Here is a 26081-nt window from a genome sequence, read left to right as displayed (position 1 = left end):
TGCCTGAAATTCCCCTTCCCTCGTCAATTTACCGCCCATCGTACATACTTTTGGTTCACCCGGACTGACAAAGGTGGACACATGCAACTCAAACACCAGACCGCGCTCATCTTTGGCGGCAGCGGCGCAATCGGCAGCGCGGTGGCACATGCTCTGGCACGCGAAGGAGCGCACGTATACCTCGGCGCGCGTGACCAGGCCAGACTGGACGCCACAGCAGAAAGCATCCGCGCCGCAGGCGGCACGGCCAGTACATTTATCTTCGATGCTCTCCATGGCTCCGACCCGCTTCCGGCCATCACCAGCATCGACGTGGTGGTTAACGCCACCGGTTTTATGCACGATCAGGGTAAACGCATCGATGAATTAACTCTGTCCGAATTCAGACAGGGATTCGATCCTTTCCTCACCGCGTACTTCAACATCGCAAAAGCCGTTTCACCGAAAATGGGCACCGAGCGTGCAGGCTGTATCATCACTGTCGTCGCACCGGCTGCGAATATGTCCATGCCGGGCCATCTCGGGCATATCGTGGGGTGTGCGGGAATAGAGGCTTTTACACGGGCGCTCGCCGGTGAGTTGGGGCCGAAAAATATCCGGGTGCTGTGCGTACGCTCCCACGCCATTGTCGATGCGGTTCAGGCGGGTTCGTATGTGGGTGAATTGTTTGCCCTAAAGGCAAAGGGAATGGGCATTTCGGTGGATGCGTTTTTAGGTGGTGCGGCACAAGGCACCATGCTAAAACGCCTGCCGACACTGGCACAGGTGGCAAACACCATCGCGTTTCTGGCCTCGGATGAAGCGAATGCGATGACGGGCGCGGTGGTGAATATGACGGCCGGCGCAACCACTTACTAGCGCCTGCCCTCACCCGCAATCCTCCCCACCATCATACGGATCTCTTCCCGTGATAACGGCTGTCGGTCTGTTACAAAGTGCAGCGTCATGCCTTCAATAAACGCATCCAGCGCGCGGGCAGTGACCGGGTCAAACCACTGCTCAAGCGTGTTCTGGCTCATTTTCATCCAGTCCTGCATCACCGTTTTGAGCGCAGGGCTGCGGTTCATAAAGGCATACAGTTGATACATCAGCTCCATATTGTGCGGCGTGGTGACTTCCGAACTGTGGATTAAGGTGGTGATAGATTCACAGGCCATTTCCGGGCCGTTAACGCCTGCAAAGTAGTCGCGATACTGCTGCGACATCTGCTGCGTAAACCACGTGAACGCCTCTTCAAGCAGCGATTCCTTACCGTCAAAATAGTAGGTCATTGATCCCAGCGGCACACCTGCACAACTGGCAATTTTACGGTGCGTAACCGCATGGATCCCGTGTTCTGCAATGGTATCCAGCGTGGCCCGGAGTATCTTCTCCCGGCGGTTGGGATCGTTCGGTGGTCTGCTCATAAAATCCTCATCTCGTTTATGTACAAATGTACACAAACTTGGTAGTGTTGTCGCTATTGTTGTACTTCTGGTGCTTACCTCAATGACAGTGACCTCACCCCGTAAAGCCCTGCGACTGCGCATGTGGGCACTCTTTATGTTCTTCTTTATCCCCGGGCTGCTTATGGCATCCTGGGCGACCCGCACGCCCGCCATCCGCGACATTTTGTCGGTATCAACCGCGGAAATGGGCATTGTGCTGTTTGGCCTGTCGGTAGGCTCAATGAGCGGTATTCTCTGCTCCGCATGGCTGGTGAAGCGTTTTGGTACGCGCGCAGTCATTCGCACCACCATGTGCTGCGCGGTATTCGGGATGATGGTACTGAGCCTGGCGTTGTGGTTCGCCTCCCCGGTACTGTTTGCCCTGGGTCTGACGGTGTTTGGCGGCAGTTTTGGTGCAGCCGAAGTGGCGATAAACGTTGAAGGGGCAGCCGTTGAGCGTGAAATGAACAAAACCGTGCTGCCAATGATGCATGGCTTTTACAGCCTCGGCACGCTGGCAGGCGCTGGCGTCGGGATGGCGCTCACGGCGTTCGGGATCGCCGCCAGTCTGCATATTGTACTGGCTGCGCTGGTCTGCATTGTGCCCATTCTTACCGGGATCAGAGCAATCCCTGGTGGGACGGGCAAAAACACCGCTGACGAGCAAAAATCGGCGGAGAAAGGATTGCCGTTTTACCGCGACATGCAGCTGATGCTGATAGGCGTGGTGGTGCTGGCCATGGCTTTTGCCGAAGGCTCCGCAAATGACTGGCTACCGCTGCTGATGGTAGATGGCCACGGATTTAGTCCAACCTCCGGCTCGCTGATTTACGCCGGGTTTACGCTGGGTATGACCGTTGGTCGCTTTACCGGCGGCTGGTTCATCGACCGCTACAGCCGCGTGACGGTGGTTCGTGCCAGTGCCCTGCTGGGCGGGCTGGGAATTGCGATGATCATCTTTGTGGATGTCGACTGGATTGCCGGCGTCTCGGTGATTTTATGGGGGCTTGGCGCATCGCTGGGCTTCCCGCTGACCATTTCCGCCGCCAGCGACACCGGTCCGGATGCCCCAACGCGCGTCAGCGTGGTTGCCACGACAGGTTACCTCGCCTTCCTGGTGGGCCCGCCACTGCTCGGTTTCCTGGGTGAGCACTACGGGTTGCGTAGCGCCATGCTGGTGGTGTTAGGGTTGGTCATGATTGCGGCGCTGGTGGCGCGCGCGGTGGCAAAACCGGAAGCAGAACACACGACACTGGAGAAGGGATATGAGCGTTAAACTGATTGCAGTCGACATGGATGGCACCTTCCTGAGCGATGCGAAAACCTACAATCGTGAGCGTTTTCTGGCGCAATATGCGCGCATGAAAGAACAAGGCATTCGCTTTGTTGTCGCCAGCGGAAACCAGTATTACCAGTTGATTTCATTCTTCCCGGAAATCGCGCGCGAGATAGCCTTTGTGGCCGAAAACGGCGGCTGGGTGGTGAATGCCGGTGAAGACGTGTTTAACGGTGAACTGTCGAAAGCCGACTTCGCCACCGTGGCAGCCGTGTTAAGCGATGTCCCGGAAGTGGAGATCATCGCCTGCGGGAAAGGCAGCGCCTATACACTGAAATCCTACAATGACGGCTTCAAGGCGATTGCCGCCCAGTACTACCACCGACTTGAAATGGTTGATAACTTCGACAATCTGAACGATATCTTCTTCAAATTTGGGCTTAATGTTTCAGATGACGAAATCCCGCGCATCCAGCCGATGCTGCATGAGAAGCTGGGCGATATCATGGTGCCCGTCACCACGGGCCACGGCAGTATCGACCTGATTATCCCCGGCGTGCATAAAGCCAATGGCCTGCGGATTTTACAGCGGCACTGGGGTATCGAAAACGGTGAGGTAGTGGCCTTTGGCGACAGCGGAAACGACGTGGAAATGCTGCGTCAGTCGGGCTTTAGCTTTGCGATGGCCAATGCAAGACCTCACATTAAAGAGGTCGCCCGGTTTGAAGCGCCGCACAACAACGATGAAGGTGTGCTGGATGTGATTGAGAAAGTGTTGAACGGCGAAGCGCCATTTAATTGAGTTGATGTTCCCTCTCCCAAAGGGTTGAGGGATCACCACAAAAAATACGAGCACGGACGGCTCCCTCTCCTTTTTGGGGAGAGGGCTGGGGTGAGGGGGAACATACGGCTGTGGTGGTTATTCCGTTCACTTTATGTTCCTTGCTACTCTGTCACCACAATACCGGTGAACGTGCCAGGGTAGCTCACCGCCGCTACCCTGGCGACCCGGGCTCCCGGCAAGAAAATCGTCGCTGTGCGATACCCTCAGCTTATTCCTTTCGGCTTTCGGGTCGGGCGCGATGAAGCGTCCATGCAAGTCGCGCCCTCTCGGCGCATCCATGCGCCTCGCCCCGGCCTACAGGAAACGCTTCGGCGATTTTCAGCCGGACCATGGAGCCGCTGTAAGATGTTTAATCTAATGACATCATTTAACCGCTTTATATCGAAAAAATAACTGGGGCTCCTCTTCCTCAGGGAGAGGGAATCAACAAATTACGGCTGCAACGCATTCCCGACACGTTTATCCTTCAGGAACACTACCATCAGGGCAACCCACAGCACGCCGTTGGCGAGGTTAAACAGGCTGAACAACCCATTGCCACCCAACGCGTAAGCGTGCTTGCTCACCTCGATACCGACAGTAAAAATCAGCATCTGTAACATGCCCATTGCGGCAGACACCGTACCTTTACTCATATCACTGGCAAACAGCGTCAGGCGAACCAGCCCGGCGTTCGCCAGCCCAATGCCAAAAGCATAAAGACTCAGCCCGGCGGTCATCCACAGGTAAGCGTGTGATGACGCCACAGTCGCCACAGCTGCTACAATCAGCCCTGCCGCAATCGGCCAGCCGCCCATGATAATCAACGAACGTACGGTACGACGCGAAGTCAGACGCGCCAGCACCAGGTTACCGATAATCAGCGCGCCAAAAATCGGCACCTGTAGCAGGCCATACTCATAGCTGCTGAGCTGCTCGCCGCTGATGATAATGACCGGTGACTGCGCAATCCACGCCAGCAATGGCAGGCTGACAAAACCCGTTGCCAGCGCGCCCGCCACAAAACGGACGTTTTTCAGCACTTCTTTGTAATCGCGTCCCAGCTCTTTAAGGGACAGCTTTTCACCCAACCGGGTGGCGGTTTCCGGCATCGCCCGATGCAGGCCAAAGAAGGAGATAGCCGCAAGCACTGCAAAGAGAATAAACATCCCCTCCCACGGCGCGACATGCACCCATGCAGCCCCCACCAGCGGCCCAAGCAAGGGAGCAATCAGCGCGACGTTCGCCATCAGCGCAGTAATTTTGATGCACACCGCTTCTTCAAAGGATTCCTGAATCGCCGCATAGCCCACCGCACCGATAAAGCACAGGCTCACCCCTTGCAGGAAACGCAGCAGCGTAAATTGCTCAATGTTTTGCGCCAGTAGCGTGGCAAGGCAGGTCACGATAAACCACACCACGCCCGTCAGCATCACCGGGCGACGGCCAATACGATCTGACAGCGGGCCTAACAGCCACTGTAAAAACATGCCGCCAGCCAGATAAGCGGTCATGGAGGTCGGTACCCACTCAATACCTGCGTTGTACTGTTCGACAACAGCCAACATACCCGGCTGGATCATATCGTTGCCGATGTAGGTTGAGAATTCGTAGAGCACCAGACACAGAGGGAAAAGTAACGCCTGACGTCCCAGACGATTACCGGAAGAAGAACGGTTTAACATGCAGTCTCTTTATGATGAAAAAATCGCGGTGAGTGTAATGAAATGCTGCTTCCTGAGATAGTCATTTATCGAGGAGAAACAGAAATAAAGCACCTCTATCCTGAATAATTCAGATTGCATAAAGGCGGCGATGCACAGGCAACCTGGAGTATGGCGAGTATATCGTCGTTGTTTAAGGTTTCCTTAAGTTGACACTAATATGATAGCCACATTTCACGTCACTGACCTTAATTATGGCACAAACCTCCAGCCGTTCAGAATTATCTAAGTTACCGACAAATAAGACAAAACGACTTTACCGTTTGCCGGGCCGCTTTTATGGTTATCAGCTTTTCGTGCTGATAGTCCTTGCCGTTTTGTTTACCTGGCTATCTCGCGATGAAACGCTCGACAGATGGATAACAGGCTTTTGGTATGACGCCGCAGCGCAGCGCTTCCCGTTGCAGCAAAACCCGCTGCTGGATTTATTAAATCATCGGCTGGCGAAGTACATCGCCATTGCCTTAGGCGCGGTGGCATTGTTTTACGGCGCGTACAAGCGTAACACGAGGCTGGTTACCGCCGCGCTGTTGATGGGGCTTGGTGCACTGGTCGTTGGCGTGCTGAAAAGCGTTAGCCATCACAGTTGTCCGTGGGATCTGGTGGAATATGGCGGTAAGGCAGTCTCTTATCCCCTGTTCAGCGCTGCTCCGGCAGACAGTGGCCCGGGTCGCTGCTTCCCGGGTGGACACGCCTCCAGCGGTTTTATGGTCATGGGTCTGTTTTTTGCCTTCTGGCGCGAGCGCCCTCGTCTGGCATGGAGCTTCGTTGTGCTGGGCGTTGTGTTAGGTCTGGCAATGGGTTACGGCCAGGTCATGCGCGGGGCGCATTTCTTCTCTCACAACCTGTGGGCTGGGTGGTGGGTCTGGTTTTCTCAGGTGGTGGTCTACGGACTTGTTTCCACCCGGTTTGCTAAAGAGTAACGACACTATGTTAGAACATCTGAATTACGGGCTGTTTTATCTGATCAACGCCACACCGGCTTCCCCGGAGTGGTCTATCGATATCGCCACCTTTTTTGCAAAGGATCTGATTAGCATTGTTCCACTCCTTGCCGCGATCCTCTGGCTGTGGGGCCCGCGCAGCCAGGTCAACTCCCAGCGTCAACTGGTGATCAAAGTTGCCATGGCGCTTGGGGTGAGCGTGCTGGCAAGCTTTGCGCTTGGGCATATTTTTCCTCACGATCGTCCTTTCGTTGATCATGTGGGTTATACCTTCCTGCACCATGCGCCGGATGACTCCTTCCCAAGCGATCACGGTACTGTGATCTTTACCTTCGCGCTGGCGTTCCTGTTCTGGCACCGCATCTGGTCTGGCGCTGTGCTGATGGTTGTTGCCGTCGCTATCGCCTGGTCGCGCATCTATCTGGGCGTGCACTGGCCGCTGGATATGGTGGGCGGTTTCCTCGTTGGATTGATTGGCTGCGTGAGCGCGGCGATCCTGTGGAGTCTGTTTGGTCAGGCGCTTTATAACGGGCTGTCGCAGCTTTATCGCACGCTTTTTGCCATCCCGATCCGCAAGGGTTGGGTGCGTGACTAACCCCAGTCCAACAGGTTACACTTGAGCCCCCGCATTGCGGGGGCTCACTTTTTTACCCCGAGGAATTATGGAAACACGTCGCGATGACCGCATTGCTCAGCTGCTTCAGGCGCTGAAGCGCAGTGATAAGCTGCATCTTAAAGAAGCCGCAAACCTGCTTGGCGTTTCTGAGATGACCATTCGTCGTGACCTGAACAGCGACAGCGCGCCCGTCGTGCTGCTGGGCGGGTATATTGTTCTTGAGCCCCGCAGCGCCAGCCATTATCTGATAAGCGACCAAAAGACGCGTCTGGTCGAAGAAAAGCGTAAAGCCGCGCGTCAGGCCGCCTCTCTGGTACAGCCTCATCAGACGTTATTCTTTGATTGCGGGACAACAACCCCGTGGATAATCGAAGCCATCGACAGCAGCCTGCCTTTTACCGCCGTTTGCTATTCGCTGAACACCTTCCTTGCCTTGCAGGAAAAACCCGAGTGTCGGGTGATTCTCTGCGGCGGTGAGTTCCACGCCAGCAATGCTATCTTCAAGCCGCTTAATCTCCAGGACACGCTCAGTAACCTGTGCCCGGATATCGCCTTTTATTCCGCGGCCGGGGTCAATGTGCAGCAGGGGGCAACCTGTTTTAACCTGGAAGAGTTACCGGTGAAGCACTGGGCGTTAAACGCAGCGCAGTATCATGTCCTGGTGGTTGATCACAGTAAGTTTGGCAAGGTCCGTTCAGCGCGAATGGCCGAGCTGGCACGCTTTGACGCGATCGCAAGCGATTGTCGCCCGGATGATGAGCTGGTCGCCCACGCGAAGGCACAGCAGATTAGGTTGATGTATTAGCCCTCTCCCACAGCGAAAGGGCGAAGAGTGTAGGCCGGGTAAGGCGAAGCCGCCACCCGGCAAAAAAATCAGAACCAGCTACCAAACCAACCGTGGAATTTCATCATCACGAAGTCCCACATCCGGCTAAAGAACCCGCCCTCTTCTACTGCTTCCATCACAATCAGCGGACGCTGTTCAATCGATTTGCCATTAAGCTGGAAATCAATTGTGCCGACCACCTGGCCTTTTTTCAGCGGCGCAGTGAGTTGGCTGTCGGTCAGGGTATAGCTGGCTTTCAGGTTTTTCAGCTGACCACGCGGAATGGTTACCGATCCACCCTCGCCTGCGCCAAGGTTGACCTCGCTCTTGTCGCCAAACCAGACTCGCTGGCTAATGAAGGTGGCATCAGGTTTGATAGGGGTAACGGTTTCGAAGAAACGGAAGCCCCAGGTCAGCAGTTTTTCCGATTCGTTAAAGCGAATACGGTCGGTTTTAGTACCCAGCACCACTGAAATCAGGCGCATATCGCCCTGAGTTGCAGAAGCGACAAGGTTGTAACCCGCGCCTGCCGTTGTCCCGGTCTTCATGCCATCAACGTTAACGTTGCTGCTCCACAGCAGGCGGTTGCGGTTCGGCTGGCGGATCTTATTGAAGGTAAACTCTTTTTCTTTGTGGATGGCGTATTCGTCCGGCACGTCGTGGATAAGCGCCTTCCCTAACAACGCCATGTCACGCGCGGTACTGAACTGACCCGGCGCATCAAGGCCGTGCACGGTTTTAAAGGTGGTATTGCTCAGCCCGAGCTTCTGGGCATAGCCGTTCATCAGGCCAATGAAGGAGTCCTGGCTGCCCGCGACATAATCAGCCAGGGCGATACAGGCATCGTTACCTGACTGAATAATCACCCCTTTATTTAAATCTGAGACTGAAACCTGATCGCCAGGCTTCAGGAACATCACCGAAGAGCCTCGCAGCGCGGGGTTACCGGTCGCCCAGGCATCTTTCCCGATGGTGACCATATCTTCCAGCTTGATCTTACCGGCTTTTAACGCCTGACCGACCACGTAACTGGTCATTATTTTGGTCAGGCTGGCCGGGTCAAGCTGCTCGTCGGCGTTGCCTTCCGCCAGCACTTTGCCGCTGGCGTAATCCATTAAGATCCAGGCACGCGCATCAACAGGCGGGGCTTCAGGAGCCGCCTGCTCAGCTGCGTAGAGTGTCGGTGCAAAAAGAAAAAGAAGCGCAGAGCCTGCCGCCAGGCTGCGCAGAGAAGAAGTTTTTTGCGTCATAAATGCCACCCGAGTGTCCATTCAAAAAATTACGTCACATCACCGTGTCGCAAGAAGCGATGAGTAATAGCGCACTAAATCTGTTAAAGAAACCTAAACCAGGTAAAGTTTTTAAAGTTTATGCAATAACATCCGGATACGCTTTGATCAGCGTGATTTTTTTGTCTTCTGTTGCGTAATTGTTAGGTTTATCTCACCATGTCGAATTGCTGGCTCTGATTCACATCTCAGGTTGTTTGACTATTTCGGGAGTTAATATGATTACGCTGTGGGGCAGGAACAACTCAACCAACGTTAAGAAAGTCCTCTGGACGCTGGAAGAGCTGGATTTACCGTTTAAGCAGATTATGGCGGGTTTGCAGTATGGGGTGAACAAAGAGGCTGAATACCTGGCCATGAACCCGAACGGCCTGGTGCCACTGCTGCGTGATGATGAAACGAACATTACGCTCTGGGAATCCAACACCATCGTGCGTTACCTTGCCGCCCAGTACGGTCAGAGCCGCCTGTGGGTGGAAAGCCCGGCAAAACGCGCCCAGGGTGAAAAATGGATGGACTGGGCGAACCAGACGCTCTCTCCAACTCACCGGGTTATCCTGATGGGGCTTATCAGAACCCCGGAAGCAGAACGTGATTACCCGGCCATTCACGCCGCGCAGGACGCCTGCGAAACACTGTTTGCGTTAATGGACGATGAACTGGCGAAACATAAATGGTTCTCGGGTGACGCGTTCGGTGTGGGCGATATTGCCGTCGCACCATTTGTCTGGAATCTGACCAACATGGGGCTGAAGTGGACGCCACGTCCTCACCTTGAACGCTGGATCAAACAGCTCAGTGAGCGCCCGGCCTATCAACATGCAGTAATGACGCCCGTCTCCTGATTATCCCCCGGACGGGCTGACTTTCAGCAGTTGCCCGTCCGATTCGTCCGTCAGGACATACAGCGCCCCGTCTGGCCCCACGCGGACATCGCGAATACGCTGCCCTCTGTCCTCCAGCATTCGGCCATCCTCGGTTACGCTGTTGCTTTTAACGCTCAGCACAATCACCGCCTTTTCCTTTAACGCCCCAATAAAGAGTTTGTTCTTCCACTGCGGGTGTACATCGCTGTTATAGAACGCCATTCCGCTCACGGCGGGCGAAACTTTCCAGTAAAACAGCGGTGGCTCAGTACCTTTAACTTGTTCGCCTTGTGATTCCGGGATCTTCAGGCCGCTGTAGTTGATACCGTATGTCGCCAGCGGCCAGCCGTAGTTTTTGCCTTTTTCCGGGATATTGATTTCATCCCCGCCGCGCGGGCCGTGTTCATTGAGCCACAGCGTGTTGCTCCAGGGGTTCATCGCCATGCCCTGCGGGTTACGAATGCCGTAAGACCAGATTTCAGGCCGCGCACCGGGCGTATTCACAAAAGGGTTATCTGGCGGGACTTTTCCGTCCTGCGTCAGACGCACCACTTTCCCCTGTAGCTTGTCCAGCGCCTGCGCGGTCGGTCGCTGGTTGTTTTCGCCAAGGCCGATAAACAGATACCCTTTGTTGTCGAACACCAGCCTTCCGCCGAAGTGATTCCCCGTCGAGAGTTTTGGCATCTGGCGGAATACCACCTGGAACCCTTCAATCCGTGATACATTGTCGCTCAGGCGGCCATACCCCACCGCAGTACCGGCTTTCCCGTCGTGGCCCACTTCGGCATAGCTTAGCCAGACTCGCCGCGATTGTGCGAAATCAGGTGCCAGTACCACATCCAACAAGCCGCCCTGCCCGCTCGCCCACACCTTAGGGACGCCAATAATCGGATCGGAAAGCCCCTTCCCTGCCTGCCAGTGCCTGAGCTGCCCGCCACGTAAGGTCACCAGCAGGCCATTGTTGTTGGGTAAAAATGCCAGCGACCAGGGGTGATCGAGCCTGTTCTGCAACACCTCGACCTTGACCACACCGGGCGCAGCAAACAGAGAAATGGGAAATAACAATGCAGGTAGGAAAATCAGCGAGGATCGATGCATAACGCGCTCCTTTATCAGCAGATGGCATAAAGGTTAGCTACTCAGCCCGCGCGCGTTATCACTTTTACAAAAGCTTAATCAGATGGGGGAGTTGCCTCCCCCAGGGCTTAGTGCTGTTCGAGCTGGGCGTGCTCGTTCAGACACATGATGCAAAGAGAGATCGTAGTCAGGCAGTGTTCGAGCTTCTCCGCGTTGACGGTAATAAACGTTGGGCAGTCGTGGCGTCCGGTCATCAAACATACCCCTGCGATGGAGAGCACCTCGGCGGCACGACGCAGAGCCAACAGCTCACTTTCAGCGTACTCCGCTTTCAGGATGGGTGCTTTTTCACGCATGAAGTTGCAAAGTTCAAAGAAATTATCACGCAGATGTTCGCTTTCGCTGACTGACATATACCCTTTCGCCGTCCTCAGTTGCAGGTAAGCCGCAAGATCGATTCGGGCGTTGATCAGCTTGTTCAGCAGATCGCGTTTCAGTCTGTCAACGGACATGCTATTTCCTCCTCTGTCAGCCTTTGTGCACCTTCAGGATAAGTACAATTTTTGTTCAATTTACTGCCTCAGATCAATAAAACGCAACTGATTAACATCATTTACAATGTTACAACTTCTCCCCCCGTAAGGCGCTTCAATCAGGCCTATGCTATTTTTTTAACAGGATTGTTTTGTCTGTCACCATGCAGACCTTGAGGGGAATATGTCGACAATTCCAGTGTCAGAAAAAATATGTTCATTATCAAAGATTGACCTGAACCTGCTGACCATCTTTTGCTTAATTTATAGCGTGGGAAGTATTTCCAAAGTGGCCGACATGCTGAATATCTCACCATCCGCGGTGAGTCAGTCACTGAGAAAACTGCGTGAAATGATGGGCGATAACCTGTTTGTCCGCAGCGGGAACATACTGCTGCCTACGGTGTTTTCAGATGAACTTTACGACAACACCATCTCTATTATCGACCGTCTCTCGACGCTACTGCCAGGCTCGACACCGACACTCAAAAAGCGCCTGACCCTGTATACCGAATCCTTTATCTCCCCACTGGTAGTGCCTGAACTAACAGAAAAACTGCTGCTGGCCAATTCCGACATCAGCCTGTTACACCGCACCGCCGACCTCAATGAGCAAAAAATAATAGAGTTGCTGAATATGCGCCAGGCAGACGTGGTGTTCTCCACCTTTGCCATTGAAAACAGCAATATTGCCTGTCAAAAAGTGTGCGATATGAAGCTGGTACTGGTCGCGGCGCAGGATAACCCTCGTTATGGCGATACGATCACCGAGGCGTTATTCCGCGATGCCAGTCTGGTGGGGTACAACACGCGCAATGAGAAGATTATTTATTATCGCAGCATCGTGGATAAAAAATTTCGCTCCAGCGAGAGATGTCTGCTGACCACCTCGTTTGCCTCGATTTTAATCATCATTGCCAGAACCGAATGTCTGGGCATTATTCCTGAGCGGGCGTTCGCCACCTATTCGGAAATGTATAAACTCAAACGAATCGAAACGCATTTCCCGCTGCCACAGTTCAGCATTTACTCCTCATACAGAAAGGAGAACAACACGTTGCTCTCCTCTGTACTGGATGGTTTGTTGCAATAACCCCCTTCCTGAAGGTCGGGGGTTACGCGCTTACAGCCGGGTTTTACCGATATGCCAGATGTTGTCGGCATACTCCTGAATGGCGCGGTCAGACGAGAAATACCCCATGTTGGCAATATTATGCATCGCGCTGGATGTCCACTCCGCCGGATGACGGTACAGCTGATCCACTTTATTCTGGCACTCAACGTAGCTACGGTAATCAGCCAGTACCTGGTAGTGATCACCGAAGTTAATCAGCGAATCCAGCAGGTTACGATAACGCTCAGGCTCCTGCGGGCTAAAGTGCCCGGTGCCAATTTGCGTCAGTATCTGACGCAGTTCCTCATCCTGTTCGAAGATTTTGTGCGGGTTATAACCACCGCAACGCAATGCTTCAACCTGCTGCGCCGTATTCCCGAAGATGAAGAAATGCTTCGCGCCAACGTGCTCCCGCATTTCGATATTGGCACCATCCAGCGTCCCTATGGTCAGCGCGCCGTTCAGGGCAAATTTCATATTGCTGGTCCCTGAGGCTTCTGTCCCCGCCAGTGAAATCTGTTCTGAGAGATCGGCCGCCGGAATAATCATCTGCGCAAGGCTGACGCTGTAATCAGGGATAAACACTACCTTGAGCTTGCCGCCAATTTGCGGATCGTTATTCACCACCTGCGCCACATCGTTAATCAGGTGGATGATCTGCTTGGCCATGTAGTACGACGACGCCGCCTTACCCGCGAAAATATTTACCCGTGGAACCCAGTTCGCCTCCGGGTTTGCCTTAATGCGGTTATAGCGTGAGATAATGTGCAGCACATTCATCAACTGACGTTTGTATTCATGAATACGTTTCACTTGCACATCGAACAATGCCCCCGGGTTCACGACAATGTTAAATTGCGTGGCGATGTAATCAGCAAGACGTTTTTTATTCGCCCGCTTCGCCCGGTAAATTGCCGAATTCGCGGACGGGTAATCGATATACCATTTCAGCTCGCTGAGCTGGTTTAAGTCCGTTCGCCATGCCGGGCCAATATTCGTGTCCAGCACTGTGGCAAGCGACGGGTTGGCAAGCGCCAGCCAGCGACGCGCGGTGACACCGTTGGTGACGTTGGTAAAGCGTGTTGGGAAAATTCGCGCAAAATCAGCAAATAACGACTGTGACATTAAATCGGAATGCAGCTCCGACACACCGTTCACCTTATAGCTCATCACAACCGCCAGCCAGGCCATGCGCACGACGCGGCCATGTGATTCATCCACCAGCGACACGCGGCGCAGCAGGTCACCATCATTGCCATGTTGTTCACGCACCTTGTTCAGGAAGCGCTCGTTGATGTCGAAAATAATTTGCAGATGGCGTGGCAGAATGCGGCTCAGCATCGCCACAGGCCAGGTTTCCAGCGCTTCACTCATCAATGTATGGTTGGTGTAGGAGAAGATCTGGCATGTCACGTCCCAGGCTTTATCCCAGCTGAAATTATGGTCATCAATCAATACCCGCATCAGTTCCGGGATTGAGAGCACCGGATGGGTGTCGTTGAGGTGAATAGCAATCTTCTCAGCCAGATTGTCATAGGTTTTGTGCAACATATAATGGCGATTCAGGATGTCCTGAATGGTTGCCGAAGCCAGGAAATAGGCCTGCCGCAGACGCAGTTCGCGCCCGGCTTCCGTTGAATCATCGGGATAGAGCACGCGCGAGATCTTGTCGTAGTGATAGGTGTTTTCTCCCGACTCTGACACCTCTTCCTGCGCCAGGCGTGCAGCATTAATTTCGCTATTCACCTGCACATTCCACAGGCGCAGCGTATTCGTGGTATCGATTTTATAACCGGGAATAATTTGGTCGTGCGCCACCGCCAGGATCTCTTCGGTATCAATCCAGCGCGAAATATTACCTTCCTGCTGGATCCGGCCACCAAAGCGCACTTTATAATGCGTATTATGGCGTTTAAATTCCCACGGATTGCCATATTCCAGCCAATAGTCAGGCGTCTCTTTCTGTCGCCCATCAATAATATTTTGCCTAAACATACCGTAATTATATCGGATACCGTAACCACAGCCCGGCAGACCTTGTGTCGCCAGAGAGTCGAGGAAACAGGCCGCCAGACGACCTAAACCGCCATTCCCCAGACCGGGGTCATTTTCTTCATCAATTAATTCTTCGAGATCCAGTCCCATAGCATCCAGCGCGCTTTTCACTTCGTCGTAAATACCCAGTGATAACATTGCATTAGACAATGTGCGGCCGATTAAAAACTCCATCGAGAGATAATAGACCTGGCGCTCGTCCTGGGAGAACTGCGCCCGGTTGGAGCGATGCCAGCGCTCAACCAGTTGGTCACGCACGGCATAGAGGGTGGCATTAAGCCATTCGCGATTGGTTGCGATAACAGGATCTTTCCCGACGGTATAAAGCAGTTTATCAATAATCGTTTTTTTCAGTGCTTCAATATCACAATGGTGTGATGTGTGTGTGATGATATTTTGCATAAGCGACCCTCTTCAGGTATCTGAATAATTATAGAAATAAACAGGTAAAATGTTATTTAAAATAAAACTAAAATATTACGCCTGATGTTTTTTAATATGATTTTTGACCGCTGTTTTTAATTCAGCCCGAATTCTGCGCTGAGTTAATCCGGTCGCGACAGCGATATAAGGAACGGAGACGCCATGAGAGTGAAGCGTTTTGGCCATTGCTAATTTTGACTGAACATAGATATCTTTCATTGAGAACCTCACAGGTGTAGTTGATGTGGTGAAAGATATCGTCTGGTGACTTTTTAGCCAATTAGCAACGCTTAAAGCCGGGATAAGTAATTCTAAACAGTGTTCAGCAGTAAAGCAGTTAACCTGCGGCAGACAGACAAGGCCACTTCAGCACACAGATCTGTATAAATCCCCCGCGGAACGCTGTAAAATCCCGCCCTGATAACTCCATAATTGATGAATTTTTAACCTATGAGCAATGTTACGCACCAGCCGAAAATCGGCTTCGTCTCCCTGGGCTGCCCGAAAAACCTGGTGGATTCCGAACGTATCCTGACCGAACTTCGCACCGAAGGCTATGACGTGGTGCCAAGCTACGACAACGCCGACATGGTGATCGTAAACACCTGTGGTTTTATCGACAGCGCGGTTCAGGAGTCTCTGGAAGCCATTGGTGAAGCCCTGACTGAAAACGGCAAAGTGATCGTTACCGGCTGCCTGGGTGCCAAAGTGGATCAAATCCGCGAAGTGCACCCAAAAGTACTGGAGATCACCGGCCCGCACAGCTATGAGCAAGTGCTGGAGCACGTGCACCACTATGTGCCAAAACCAAAGCACAACCCGTTCCTGAGCCTGGTGCCAGAACAGGGTGTAAAACTGACTCCGCGCCACTATGCGTACCTGAAAATTTCTGAAGGCTGCAACCATCGCTGCACCTTCTGCATCATCCCGTCTATGCGTGGTGACCTGGTGAGCCGCCCAATTGGCGAAGTGCTGGCGGAAGCCAAACGTCTGGCTGATGCTGGCGTGAAAGAGCTGCTGGTGATCTCTCAGGATACCTCTGCCTACGGCGTTGACGTGAAGCACCGTTCCGGCTTCCACAACGGCGAGCCGGTGAAAACCAGCATGGTTGGCCTGTGCGAGCAGCTTTCTAAACTGGGTATCTGGACGCGTCTGCACTACGTCTACCCTTATCCGCACGTTGATGACGTGATCCCATTGATGGCTGAAGGCAAGATCCTGCCATACCTGGATATCCCGCTTCAGCACGCAAGCCCGCGAATCCTTAAGCTGATGAAACGCCCAGGCTCTGTTGATCGCCAGCTGGCGCGCATCAAACAGTGGCGTGAAATCTGCCCGGACCTGACCCTGCGTTCAACGTTTATCGTTGGCTTCCCGGGTGAGACGGAAGAAGATTTCCAGATGCTTCTCGACTTCCTGAAAGAAGCGCGTCTGGATCGCGTAGGCTGCTTCAAATACAGCCCGGTAGAAGGCGCGACGGCAAACGAACTGGCCGATCAGGTGCCGGAAGAAGTGAAAGAAGAGCGCTGGAACCGCTTTATGCAGCTGCAACAGCAGATCTCTGCTGAACGCTTGCAGGAAAAAGTGGGCCGCGAAGTTCTGGTCATTATCGATGAAGTGGACGAAGAAGGCGCGATTGGCCGTAGCATGGCAGATGCCCCGGAAATCGACGGCGCGGTATACCTGAACGGTGAAACCAACGTGAAGCCGGGTGATATCGTACGTGTGAAAGTCGAAAACGCAGACGAGTATGACCTGTGGGGTAGCCGGGTTTAATCTCCCGACTCCTCTTTTATAGGCCGGGTAAGGCGTATAGCCGCCACCCGGCACATTTCACTGCACTACCCTTTAATCCGCGGATCCAGCGCATCACGCAACCCATCACCCAGCAGGTTAAACGCCAGCACGGTCAGGAAAATCGCCAGACTCGGAAATATCGCCACGTGCGGCGCTATCACCATATCCGCCCTTGCCTCGTTGAGCATTGCCCCCCACTCCGGTGTTGGCGGCTGCGCCCCTAACCCCAGAAACGACAGACTCGCTGCAGAGATAATCGACACGCCAATACGCATCGTGAAATAGACCACGATGGATGACACCGTACCCGGCAGAATATGGCTGAACAGAATGGTGGTATCGCTGGCCCCCATACTGCGCGCCGACTCGATAAAGGTCTGCTGCTTAAGCACCAGCGTATTTCCGCGAACCAGGCGGGCAAACGCGGGGATGGAAAAGACCGCTACGGCGATAATCACGTTCGCCATCCCGCTACCCATAATGGCCACGACAGCGATGGCCAGCAGGATGCCAGGAAACGCGAATAACACATCGCAAATGCGCATGATGATTCTGTCCCACCAGCCTTCGTAGTACCCCGCCAGCAGGCCGAGCACCGTGCCTATGGCTGCGCCTATCAACACGGCAAATACCCCGGCCGCCAGTGAGATACGGGTCCCCACCAGCACACGGCTAAAAATATCACGCCCGAGCGAATCTACCCCAAACCAGTGCAGCATCGAGGGGCCGTCATTCAGGCGGTCGTAATCAAAGTAGTTTTCCGCATCAAAGGGGGCTATCCACGGGGCGAGGATCGCCACCACAATCAGCAGCAACACAAACAACCCTGCCGTCATGGCGACCGGCTGACGGCGAAACCGCCGCCAGAATTCCAGCCACGGGGTTCTGATATGGTCCGGCTTTAACCCCGGCATGGCGTTCAAAACGGCCTGACGACGCCAGTTCAACAATCGCATCTTACTTATACCTGATAGCCGGGTTAATGGCGGCGTAGAGCACATCCACCACTAAGTTGATAAGAATAAACTCCAGCGAAAACAGCAGCACTTCGGCCTGAATAACCGGGTAATCACGCATGTCGACGGAATCAACCAGCAAGCGCCCTAGCCCTGGCCAGTTGAACACCTTTTCCACCACAATCGAGCCGCCCAGCAAAAAGCCGAACTGAAGCCCCATCATCGTGACGACCGGGATCATCGCATTGCGAAAACCATGCTTGAGGATGACCCACTTCTCGCTTACCCCTTTCGCCCGCGCGGTGCGGATATAGTCTTCGCTCAGCACATCGACAAACGACGCACGCGTAAACCGCGCCATCACCGCCGCCACGGCAGCCCCCAGCGTGAGCGATGGCAGAATGTAGTGTTTCCAGGTATCCGCCCCTACGGTCGGCAGCCAGCCAAGCTCAACGGAGAAAACCTGCATCAGCAGCATCCCAAGCGCAAACGCCGGGAAGGAGATACCGGTCACGGCCAGCGCCATTCCCAGTTTATCCGGCCAGCGGTTACGCCACACGGCCGCGACAATCCCGGCCACCAGGCCAAACAGCACCGCCCAGGTCATGCTGGCGATAGTGAGCCAGAACGTCGGCATAAAGCGGCTGGCAATCTCTTCCGATACCGGGCGGCGCGACACCATCGACATGCCAAAATCGCCCTGCAACACGTTGCCGATATAGTGCAGGAACTGCTTATACAACGGCTGATCGAGCCCCAGCTGCTTGCGGACCAGCTCAATCACTGACGCATCCGCTTCTGGCCCTGCGATTAGCCGCGCGGGATCGCCCGGCAGCATATGGACGAACAAAAACACCAGCACCGCCACAATCAGCAGCGTCGGGATAAGCCCCAGCAGGCGTTTAAATACATAATTCAACATGCCTTTCCCTCTCATCCCACAGGCCGTCGCCTGCGGGAATGAGTCTTTTATTTCAAATCAGCGTCATCAAAACTAAAGCCCGTATCCGGCATGATGTAGAACCCGGTCAGCGCTTTGTTATGCGCCGAAACCAGCTTTTCTACCACCAGCGGTACCCACGGAGACTCTTTCCAGATAACGTCCTGCGCATCTTTATAGAGACGTGCTTTCTCTTCTGGTTTTGTGGTTTTCAGGGCATCCGCCAGGTCTTTGTCCACCTGCGGATTGCTGTAGAACGCGGTGTTAAACAGCGTCGGCGGCCAGTTCTGGGAGGCAAACAGCGGCGATAGCGCCCAGTCTGCTTCGCCGGTCGATGCCGTCCAGCCGGTGTAGAACATTCTCACGCCGCTCTCTTTTTGCCCTTTACCTTCCACCTCTGCGGCGCGCTGCCCGGCATCCATCGCCGTGACCTGCGCTTTGATCCCCACCTGCGCCAGCTGCTGTTGGGTGAACTGCAACACTTTTTGCGCAGTACTGTGATTATGCGACGACCACAGCGTAGTGCTAAAGCCATTCGGGTAACCCGCTTCTTTCAGCAGCTCGCGTGCTTTGGCCGGATCGTACGGCCACGGCTGATAACTTTGCGCATAAGCAATGGCTGGCGGCAACACGCCGGTTGCGGGGGTTGCATAACCGGCAAACGCCACTTTCACCAGCGCCTGGCGGTTAATCGCGTAGTTGATGGCTTCACGCACTTTCGGGTTATCAAACGGTTTTTGCGTGACGTTCATGCTGATGTAGCGTTGCATGATAGACGGGCTGGCCACCAGCTCAAGCTTGCTGTTTTTTACAAGGATTGCCGCCTGCTCGTAGGGAATGGGGAAGGCAAACTGCGCCTCACCCGTTTGCAGCATCGCCGCACGGGTGTTGTTATCAACAACAGGACGCCAGGTAATGGTGTCCAGATTCGGCAATCCTTTCTGCCAGTAACCGTCGAATTTTTTCACCTTCACAAAATCGATCTGATTCCAGGTGACCAGTTCGTAAGGCCCGGTGCCAACAGGATGGAAGCCAATCTCTTTACCGTATTTTTTCAGCGCTGCCGGGGAGATCATCGCCGTTGCCGGGTGCGCCAGAATATTGATAAACGCGGAGAACGGTTCTTTCAGGGTGATTTTCACCGTCGAAGGGTCAACGACCTCTGTGCTGGCGATGGTTTTAAACAGATTATAGCGTTTGAGGCTATTTTCCGGATCGCTGGCACGATCGAGGTTAACTTTGACGGCTTCAGCATTGAAATCGGTGCCATCCTGGAACTTCACGCCGGTTTTGAGCTTTATCGTATACACCAGTCCGTTGTCCGATACGGTGTAGCTTTCGGCCAGCACGTTTTTCAGCTTCATCTCTTTATCGAGGCCAAAAAGGCCCTGATAGAAGGACTTGGCGACCGCCTGCGATAAGGTGTCGTTGGCGTCATACGGATCCAGGGTCGTGAAATTAGAGCCAACCGCAACAACCACATCTTTGGCAGCGAACGCGGGGGCTGCGGCCAGGGCTGCCGTCACGCTCGCGGCTAACAGCCATGTACGAGCAACAAATTTAACCATTGTGTTCTCCTGCCTGTTGTAAGTTATAACCGCGAGAATGCATTGTCCTGACGCGGAGGTGCCACAAAATGACCCGGACTGACTTCGCGAAGCGTCACGCGCTCCACCGATTCCCCAGGTTTACGAATATTGCCCGGCATCTCATCCTGCAACAGCACACGCTGGGCGTGGCGATGGGTAGGATCAGCAACCGGTACAGCCGCTATCAGCTTACGGGTATAGGGATGCTGCGGGTTTTCAAATACTGCCTGACGAGGGCCAATCTCAACAATCTGCCCCTGTAACATCACCGCGACCCGGTGGCTGATGCGCTCAACAACGGCCATATCGTGCGAGATAAATAAAAAAGCGATGCCCATATCCCGCTGTAGATCGAGCAATAAGTTAATGATTTGCGCGCGAATAGAGACATCCAGCGCCGACACCGATTCATCGGCAATCACTACTTTCGGGTTCAGCGCCAGCGCGCGTGCAATACAGATTCGCTGCCGCTGACCACCGGAAAACTCATGCGGATACCGCCAGGCGTGTTCAGGCAGCAAGCCAACACGTTCCAGTAACCAGGCCACCCGCCGCTGGGCCGCATCACCATCGAGCAGGTTATGCACCCGCAGTGGCTCCATTATCGAATAGCCAACGGTATGACGCGGGTCGAGCGAGGCGTAGGGATCCTGAAAAATAAACTGAATATCCCGACGCAGCGGCTGGAGCTTACTGGAAGGCAGGGTATCAATACGTTCCCCGTTAAAGGTGATACTCCCTTCCTGAGACTCCACCAGCCGCAGCAGCGCCCGCCCGGTGGTGGATTTACCGCAGCCCGATTCCCCAACCAGCGCCAGCGTTTCACCCGGCCAGAGATCAAAACTAACGTTCTCTACGGCATGAACTTCACGCTTCACGCGGTTAAACAGCCCACTGCGCAACGGGAAGCGGGTCACAAGATTGCGTACCTGCAAAACAGGTTGACCCGGCACAACCGTGTCCTGCTCTGTTTCAGCCTCCTGACGCCCGGTATCCCCTGGCGAAATCAGCGGAAAACGCCGCGGTAATGCGCTGCCGTTCATTGCGCCCAGACGCGGCACGGCAGCCAGTAACGCTTTGGTATAGGGATGTTCCGGGGCATGGAATATCTGCTCTACACTGCCCATTTCAACGGCAACGCCCTGGTGCATCACCAGCACACGATCGGCGACGTCCGCCACAACGCCCATGTCATGAGTGATAAAAATCACCCCCATGTCCATTTCCTGTTGCAGCACTTTAATCAGTTGCAGGATCTGTGCCTGAATAGTCACATCCAGCGCGGTGGTCGGTTCGTCGGCAATCAGCACCGCAGGGCGACACGACAGCGCCATCGCAATCATCACGCGCTGGCGCATCCCGCCCGAAAGCTGATGCGGATAGCGCGACAAAATAGCCTGAGCCTCCGGAATACGCACCTGCTCCAGCATCCGTTTGGCTTCAGCCAGCGCTTCATCACCGCTTAGGCCCTGATGCAGGCGGATAGACTCTGCAATCTGCTCACCTACCGGGAAAACCGGGTTCAGGGAAGTCATCGGCTCCTGGAAAATCATCGCGATATCCGCGCCGCGTACCCCCTGCATTTGCGATGCGCTGAGTTCAGTTAAATCAATAACCTGTCGATTGCGACGACGCAGCAGCATCGTGTCGCACTCCACCTTCCCGCCCGACTGTTCGAGCAGGCGCATTAATGACAGCGCCGTGACCGACTTACCCGAACCGGACTCGCCTACAATCGCCAGCGTTTCACCACGATTAAGTGAAAACGATAGATTTTTTACTGCGGGGACGAACTGCCGCTCTTCCTGAAACGCAATATTCAGTTGTTGAACCGCCAGAACCTCGCGGCTGTCCAGCTTTTCACTGTGCGGCACGCATAACCCCCTTATTCACGATAAATCCCCGTACTGGGTGCATCTCCGGCATAGCCCCAGGCACGGTACATGCCTTCACTGTTAAAGGGCAACGCCACGTTCCCCTCATGATCCACAGCGATTAACCCACCCACACCGCCCAGCGCCGGGAGTTTTTCCATCACCACACGCTCACAGGCTTCCGCCAGACTCAAGCCGCCGTAATCCATCAACGCAGTAATGTCATACGCTGCCAGTGCGCGAATAAACACCTCACCGGTTCCGGTACAGGAGACTGCCGCCGTGGCGTTATTGGCATAGCATCCCGCACCAGGGAGTGGGCTGTCGCCTACCCGCCCTGGCAGCTTATTGGTCATGCCACCTGTAGAGGTTGCAGCCGCAAGGTTGCCGGCTTTATCCAGCGCAACCGCGCCTACCGTACCCATTTTGGTGTTCTCATCCAGCGGCGCGGTATGGTCAAGCTGTGTAATCCCCTCTGAGCGGGCATCCAGCAGTTGCTGATAGCGTTCCGGGGTCGAAAACAGGTCAGGCGATACCGATTCCATCCCGTGCGAAAAAGCGAATTGTTCAGCTCCTGCGCCTGTCAGCAGGACATGAGGGCTGTTATCCATCACCAGACGCGCCGCCAGAACAGGGTTGCGCAGATGGCTTACCCCGGTAACCGCGCCGGCTTTAAGGGTGATGCCGTCCATCACACAGGCATCAAGCTCGTGCGTTTCGTCGCGGGTAAACACCGAACCAATCCCGGCATTAAACAGCGGACACTCCTCCAGCAGACGAACAGCTTCGGTCACAACATCCAGCGCGCTCTCGCCCGCTTCCAGCATTCGCTGCCCTGTTTCCACAATATTATAAAGCGCGTCAATATAACGCTTTTCCTGCTCGGGACTGAGCTGCGCACGGGTGATTGCCCCTGCGCCGCCATGAATTGCGATTACCGCATTAACCATTTCGCCTCACCCACTCGCCTGACCAGCGGCTTTTTCTATAAATATCATTATCGTTGCTGATTCTTCAGATAATTTTTGAATATAGAAAGACGCCACGGTGATGTAAAGGGTACACCCATCGGGTCATACAGTTAGTGGCACTTTTCTGCCATAATGAGCGCTTTCGTTGTTACTCCGCAGGAGCCACCCATGGATTTTACCGCCGGACTGATGCCGCTCGACACGGCACTGACCCAGATGCTCGACCGCATTTCCCCGCTGCAAGACCACGAAACGCTGCCCTTAGTACGCTGTTTCGGTCGCATTGCGGCGCGCGATATCGTTTCTCCGCTCAATGTGCCGGGATTCGATAACTCCGCGATGGACGGTTACGCGGTACGCCTGGCGGATATCCAGACGGGTCTGGCGCTTCCGGTGGCGGGTAAAGCCTTTGCGGGCCAGCCGTTTAACGGTGAATGGCCTGCCGGGAGCTGCATCCGGATCATGACCGGCGCGCCAGTGCCAGCCAGTTGCGATGCTGTGGTGATGCAGGAAGAGACAGAACAAACCGACGAGGGCGTGCGTTTTACCGCCAGCGTCAAGGCAGGCCAGAACATCCGCCGCACGGGTGAAGATATTACGCTTGGCGCGACCGTTTTCAGCACCGGGCAAAAACTGACGGTAGCGGAGCTGCCCGTGCTGGCGTCACTGGGTATCGCCGACATCGACGTTATCCGTCGCGTGCGCGTTGCAGTCTTTTCCACCGGCGATGAGCTGCAACTGCCAGGTCAGCCGCTGCAGGAGGGGCAGATCTACGACACCAACCGCCTGGCGGTGCACCTGATGCTGGAACAGCTTGGCTGTGAAGTAGTCAACCTGGGCATTATTCCTGACGATCCCGAAAAGCTACGAGCCGCTTTTATTGAAGCGGATAAATGCGCGGATGTGGTGATAAGTTCCGGCGGTGTGTCTGTTGGCGAAGCGGATTACACCAAAACCATTCTTGAAGAGCTGGGCGAAATCGGCTTCTGGAAACTGGCCATCAAACCGGGTAAACCCTTCGCCTTTGGCAAGCTGGAGCGCAGCTGGTTCTGCGGCCTGCCGGGTAACCCGGTATCCGCAGCCCTGACCTTCTATCAGCTGGTGCAGCCGCTGCTGGCAAAACTGTCGGGCAATAACGCCAGCCCGCTTCCGGCACGCCTGCGCGTGCGTGCGGCGACCCGTCTGAAGAAGTCACCGGGTCGTCTTGATTTCCAGCGTGGTATTCTGGCACGTAACGCTGATGGCGAGCTGGAAGTGAGCACCACGGGGCATCAGGGTTCGCATATTTTCAGCTCCTTTAGCCAGGGCAACTGCTTTATCGTGCTCGAGAGCGAACGCGGTCATGTGGAAGCGGGTGAATGGGTCGAGGTGGAAACCTTTAACCACCTGTTCGGGGGCTAATCATGACGATGGAACTGAGCGATCAGGAGATGCTGCGCTACAACCGCCAGATTGTGCTGCGCGGTTTTGATTTCGACGGCCAGGAAGCGCTTAAAGCCGCCAGTGTGCTGGTAGTGGGGCTGGGTGGTCTGGGCTGTGCCGCCGCACAGTATCTTGCCGCAGCAGGTGTCGGCAACATGACGCTGCTGGATTTTGACACCGTATCGCTGTCAAATCTGCAACGCCAGACGCTGCACAGCGATGCCACGCTCGGCGAAGCCAAAGTCGAATCAGCAAAAACGGCACTTACACGCATCAATCCCCACGTTCAGTTCACCCTTATTAACGCCATGCTGGATGAAGACGCGCTGTTCGCGCAAATCGCCCGGCATGACCTGGTGCTGGACTGCACCGATAACGTGACGATCCGTAATCAGCTCAATGCGGGCTGTTTTGCCCATAAAACACCGCTGGTTTCCGGGGCGGCAATCCGTATGGAAGGGCAAATCAGCGTGTTCACTTACGCCGAAGGCGAGCCCTGCTACCGCTGCCTGAGTCGCTTGTTTGGTGAGAATGCACTCACCTGTGTGGAAGCGGGAGTGATGGCACCGTTAGTGGGTGTAATTGGCTCAATGCAGGCGATGGAAGTGATCAAGGTACTGACCCGCTACGGCACGCCTGCGGCAGGCAAAATCGTGATGTATGACGCGATGACCTGCCAGTTCCGCGAGATGAAGCTGATGCGTAATCCGGGGTGTGAGGTTTGCGGAGGTTAAAGCAAACGGCAACCTTCAGGTTGCCGTTTTAATGTTTGCTCCCTCTCCCTGTGGGAGAGGGTTGGGGTGAGGGCATCAGGCCGCACCCGTCAGATAGACGTCCGTCCAAATGCCCCCTGCCAGTCCTGCTCAAACTTCACAATCGCCGCATCTACAGCCGGTGATGCGATAAACTGCTGCGCCACATCCAGCGGCAGCGTAATTGACTCGCAACCCGCCAGCAGGCAGTCCAGCGCCTGACGCGGCGTTTTGAAACTGGCGGCCAGCACTTTGGACTGTGGAGCATGAAGCGACAGCAACTGCTGTAACTCCACAACAGTCTGGATACCGTCCCCGCCCTGCGCATCCACACGGTTAACGTAAGGCGCAACATACTCAGCACCCGCCAGCGCGGACAACATCCCCTGTGCGGCACCGTATACCGCCGTGCCAAGCGTTGGAATACCTTCAGCTTTAAGCATTTTGATTGCCGCCAGCCCTTCTGCCGTCACCGGCACTTTTACCACCAGATCATTAATAATGGCACGCAGTTTACGCGCATCTTCCACCATGCCTTCTGCGGTAGTCGCCATTACCTGTGCAAACAGGCGACCTTTGCCACCCAGCGCGTCGTGCAGCTCGGGCAGTAAAACATCCAGCGGTGTTTTACCTGCCGCGACAATGCTCGGGTTAGTGGTTACGCCAGCCAGCGGGAAGATGCGGGCCAGTTTTTTGACTGCCGCAACGTCGGATGTGTCGAGATAAAGTTCCATGATGTAACCCTCAAAATTAGCCTGCATTTACCCTACCACGGCAAAACCCGCTC

General features: G+C 54.6%; 24 protein-coding genes. 11 read left to right on the top strand and 13 right to left on the bottom strand.

Annotation, left to right across the window (positions count from 1 at the left end; all coding sequences use genetic code 11):
- The first annotated feature begins 81 nt into the window (after positions 1–81).
- Positions 82–858 (top strand): SDR family NAD(P)-dependent oxidoreductase, encoded by a 777-nt coding sequence (locus tag ACT9TW_RS12290; RefSeq protein ID WP_446492510.1) that lies wholly within the window; start codon positions 82–84, stop codon positions 856–858.
- On the opposite strand, the gene ACT9TW_RS12285 is transcribed toward ACT9TW_RS12290, so the two are convergent.
- Entirely contained in the window at positions 855–1406 is a 552-nt protein-coding gene (locus tag ACT9TW_RS12285; RefSeq protein ID WP_446492509.1) for a TetR/AcrR family transcriptional regulator, read from the bottom strand. The genes ACT9TW_RS12290 and ACT9TW_RS12285 overlap by 4 nt on opposite strands.
- Before the next feature lie 82 nt (positions 1407–1488).
- On the opposite strand from ACT9TW_RS12285, the gene ACT9TW_RS12280 reads away from it, so the two are divergent.
- On the top strand, positions 1489–2703 hold the full coding sequence (locus ACT9TW_RS12280; protein WP_446492508.1) for an MFS transporter: 1215 nt from the start codon (positions 1489–1491) through the stop codon (positions 2701–2703).
- Positions 2693–3505 (top strand): Cof-type HAD-IIB family hydrolase, encoded by an 813-nt coding sequence (locus ACT9TW_RS12275; RefSeq protein ID WP_446492507.1) that lies wholly within the window; start codon positions 2693–2695, stop codon positions 3503–3505. The genes ACT9TW_RS12280 and ACT9TW_RS12275 overlap by 11 nt, the downstream gene beginning before the upstream one ends.
- A gap of 473 nt (positions 3506–3978) precedes the next feature.
- On the opposite strand, the gene ACT9TW_RS12270 is transcribed toward ACT9TW_RS12275, so the two are convergent.
- Positions 3979–5211: an MdfA family multidrug efflux MFS transporter gene (locus ACT9TW_RS12270; RefSeq protein ID WP_446492506.1), complete on the bottom strand. Its 1233-nt coding sequence runs from the start codon at positions 5209–5211 to the stop codon at positions 3979–3981.
- Between the two features lie 233 nt (positions 5212–5444).
- On the opposite strand from ACT9TW_RS12270, the gene ACT9TW_RS12265 reads away from it, so the two are divergent.
- From ACT9TW_RS12265 to deoR, 3 genes are all read left to right on the top strand, one after another.
- Positions 5445–6173, top strand: a complete 729-nt coding sequence (locus ACT9TW_RS12265; protein WP_446492505.1) for a phosphatase PAP2 family protein — start codon at positions 5445–5447, stop codon at positions 6171–6173.
- Between the two features lie 7 nt (positions 6174–6180).
- Complete coding sequence (ybjG, locus tag ACT9TW_RS12260; RefSeq protein WP_446492504.1) at positions 6181–6789, top strand: undecaprenyl-diphosphate phosphatase; 609 nt, start codon at positions 6181–6183, stop codon at positions 6787–6789.
- 67 nt (positions 6790–6856) lie between these two features.
- A complete protein-coding gene (deoR, locus tag ACT9TW_RS12255) occupies positions 6857–7615 on the top strand; it encodes a DNA-binding transcriptional repressor DeoR (protein ID WP_446492503.1) in 759 nt (252 codons plus the stop codon).
- A gap of 68 nt (positions 7616–7683) precedes the next feature.
- Here the strand turns inward: deoR and dacC are convergent, their stop codons facing one another.
- Positions 7684–8886, bottom strand: coding sequence for a serine-type D-Ala-D-Ala carboxypeptidase (gene dacC, locus ACT9TW_RS12250; RefSeq protein ID WP_014069493.1), 1203 nt, complete (start codon positions 8884–8886; stop codon positions 7684–7686).
- A 257-nt stretch (positions 8887–9143) separates the two neighbouring features.
- On the opposite strand from dacC, the gene ACT9TW_RS12245 reads away from it, so the two are divergent.
- Positions 9144–9770: a glutathione S-transferase family protein gene (locus ACT9TW_RS12245; RefSeq protein ID WP_446492502.1), complete on the top strand. Its 627-nt coding sequence runs from the start codon at positions 9144–9146 to the stop codon at positions 9768–9770.
- Here ACT9TW_RS12245 and ACT9TW_RS12240 read toward each other — a convergent pair whose 3' ends face one another.
- Together ACT9TW_RS12240 and bssR are read right to left on the bottom strand one after the other, a co-directional pair.
- Entirely contained in the window at positions 9771–10889 is a 1119-nt protein-coding gene (locus ACT9TW_RS12240; RefSeq protein ID WP_446492501.1) for a PQQ-dependent sugar dehydrogenase, read from the bottom strand.
- 107 nt (positions 10890–10996) lie between these two features.
- Complete coding sequence (gene bssR, locus ACT9TW_RS12235; RefSeq protein ID WP_446492500.1) at positions 10997–11380, bottom strand: biofilm formation regulator BssR; 384 nt, start codon at positions 11378–11380, stop codon at positions 10997–10999.
- Between the two features lie 205 nt (positions 11381–11585).
- On the opposite strand from bssR, the gene ACT9TW_RS12230 reads away from it, so the two are divergent.
- Complete coding sequence (locus tag ACT9TW_RS12230) at positions 11586–12494, top strand: LysR family transcriptional regulator (RefSeq protein ID WP_446492499.1); 909 nt, start codon at positions 11586–11588, stop codon at positions 12492–12494.
- A gap of 30 nt (positions 12495–12524) precedes the next feature.
- On the opposite strand, the gene glgP is transcribed toward ACT9TW_RS12230, so the two are convergent.
- A complete protein-coding gene (gene glgP / locus ACT9TW_RS12225; protein ID WP_446492498.1) occupies positions 12525–14972 on the bottom strand; it encodes a glycogen/starch/alpha-glucan family phosphorylase in 2448 nt (815 codons plus the stop codon).
- Positions 14973–15047: 75 nt separating this feature from the next.
- The gene (locus tag ACT9TW_RS12220; RefSeq protein ID WP_315688199.1) at positions 15048–15212 is read right to left on the bottom strand and encodes a hypothetical protein; all 165 of its coding nucleotides are present in this window, start codon (positions 15210–15212) and stop codon (positions 15048–15050) included.
- A 231-nt stretch (positions 15213–15443) separates the two neighbouring features.
- On the opposite strand from ACT9TW_RS12220, the gene rimO reads away from it, so the two are divergent.
- On the top strand, positions 15444–16769 hold the full coding sequence (gene rimO / locus ACT9TW_RS12215; protein WP_014069489.1) for a 30S ribosomal protein S12 methylthiotransferase RimO: 1326 nt from the start codon (positions 15444–15446) through the stop codon (positions 16767–16769).
- A gap of 65 nt (positions 16770–16834) precedes the next feature.
- Here rimO and gsiD read toward each other — a convergent pair whose 3' ends face one another.
- The 5 genes from gsiD to iaaA are packed head-to-tail and all read right to left on the bottom strand — an operon-like array spanning position 16835 to position 23099.
- Positions 16835–17746 carry a glutathione ABC transporter permease GsiD gene (gene gsiD / locus ACT9TW_RS12210; RefSeq protein ID WP_217186061.1) on the bottom strand — a complete coding sequence of 304 codons (912 nt, stop codon included), beginning with the start codon at positions 17744–17746 and terminating at the stop codon, positions 16835–16837.
- 1 nt (position 17747) lies between these two features.
- Complete coding sequence (gene gsiC, locus ACT9TW_RS12205) at positions 17748–18668, bottom strand: glutathione ABC transporter permease GsiC (protein WP_014069487.1); 921 nt, start codon at positions 18666–18668, stop codon at positions 17748–17750.
- A gap of 47 nt (positions 18669–18715) precedes the next feature.
- Positions 18716–20254, bottom strand: a complete 1539-nt coding sequence (gene gsiB / locus ACT9TW_RS12200) for a glutathione ABC transporter substrate-binding protein GsiB (protein ID WP_446492497.1) — start codon at positions 20252–20254, stop codon at positions 18716–18718.
- Positions 20255–20277: 23 nt separating this feature from the next.
- The gene (gsiA, locus tag ACT9TW_RS12195; RefSeq protein WP_315688195.1) at positions 20278–22149 is read right to left on the bottom strand and encodes a glutathione ABC transporter ATP-binding protein GsiA; all 1872 of its coding nucleotides are present in this window, start codon (positions 22147–22149) and stop codon (positions 20278–20280) included.
- A gap of 11 nt (positions 22150–22160) precedes the next feature.
- Positions 22161–23099 (bottom strand): beta-aspartyl-peptidase, encoded by a 939-nt coding sequence (iaaA, locus tag ACT9TW_RS12190; protein WP_446492496.1) that lies wholly within the window; start codon positions 23097–23099, stop codon positions 22161–22163.
- A 189-nt stretch (positions 23100–23288) separates the two neighbouring features.
- Between iaaA and moeA the strand changes: the two genes are divergently transcribed.
- On the top strand, positions 23289–24521 hold the full coding sequence (gene moeA, locus ACT9TW_RS12185; protein ID WP_446492495.1) for a molybdopterin molybdotransferase MoeA: 1233 nt from the start codon (positions 23289–23291) through the stop codon (positions 24519–24521).
- A gap of 2 nt (positions 24522–24523) precedes the next feature.
- The gene (moeB, locus tag ACT9TW_RS12180; RefSeq protein WP_446492494.1) at positions 24524–25276 is read left to right on the top strand and encodes a molybdopterin-synthase adenylyltransferase MoeB; all 753 of its coding nucleotides are present in this window, start codon (positions 24524–24526) and stop codon (positions 25274–25276) included.
- A gap of 89 nt (positions 25277–25365) precedes the next feature.
- On the opposite strand, the gene fsa is transcribed toward moeB, so the two are convergent.
- The gene (gene fsa / locus ACT9TW_RS12175) at positions 25366–26028 is read right to left on the bottom strand and encodes a fructose-6-phosphate aldolase (protein WP_446492493.1); all 663 of its coding nucleotides are present in this window, start codon (positions 26026–26028) and stop codon (positions 25366–25368) included.
- Positions 26029–26081 lie beyond the last annotated feature (53 nt).

This window comes from Enterobacter sp. C4G1 (genome assembly GCF_052886895.1).
This window is presented reverse-complemented; position numbering and strand designations above follow the sequence as displayed.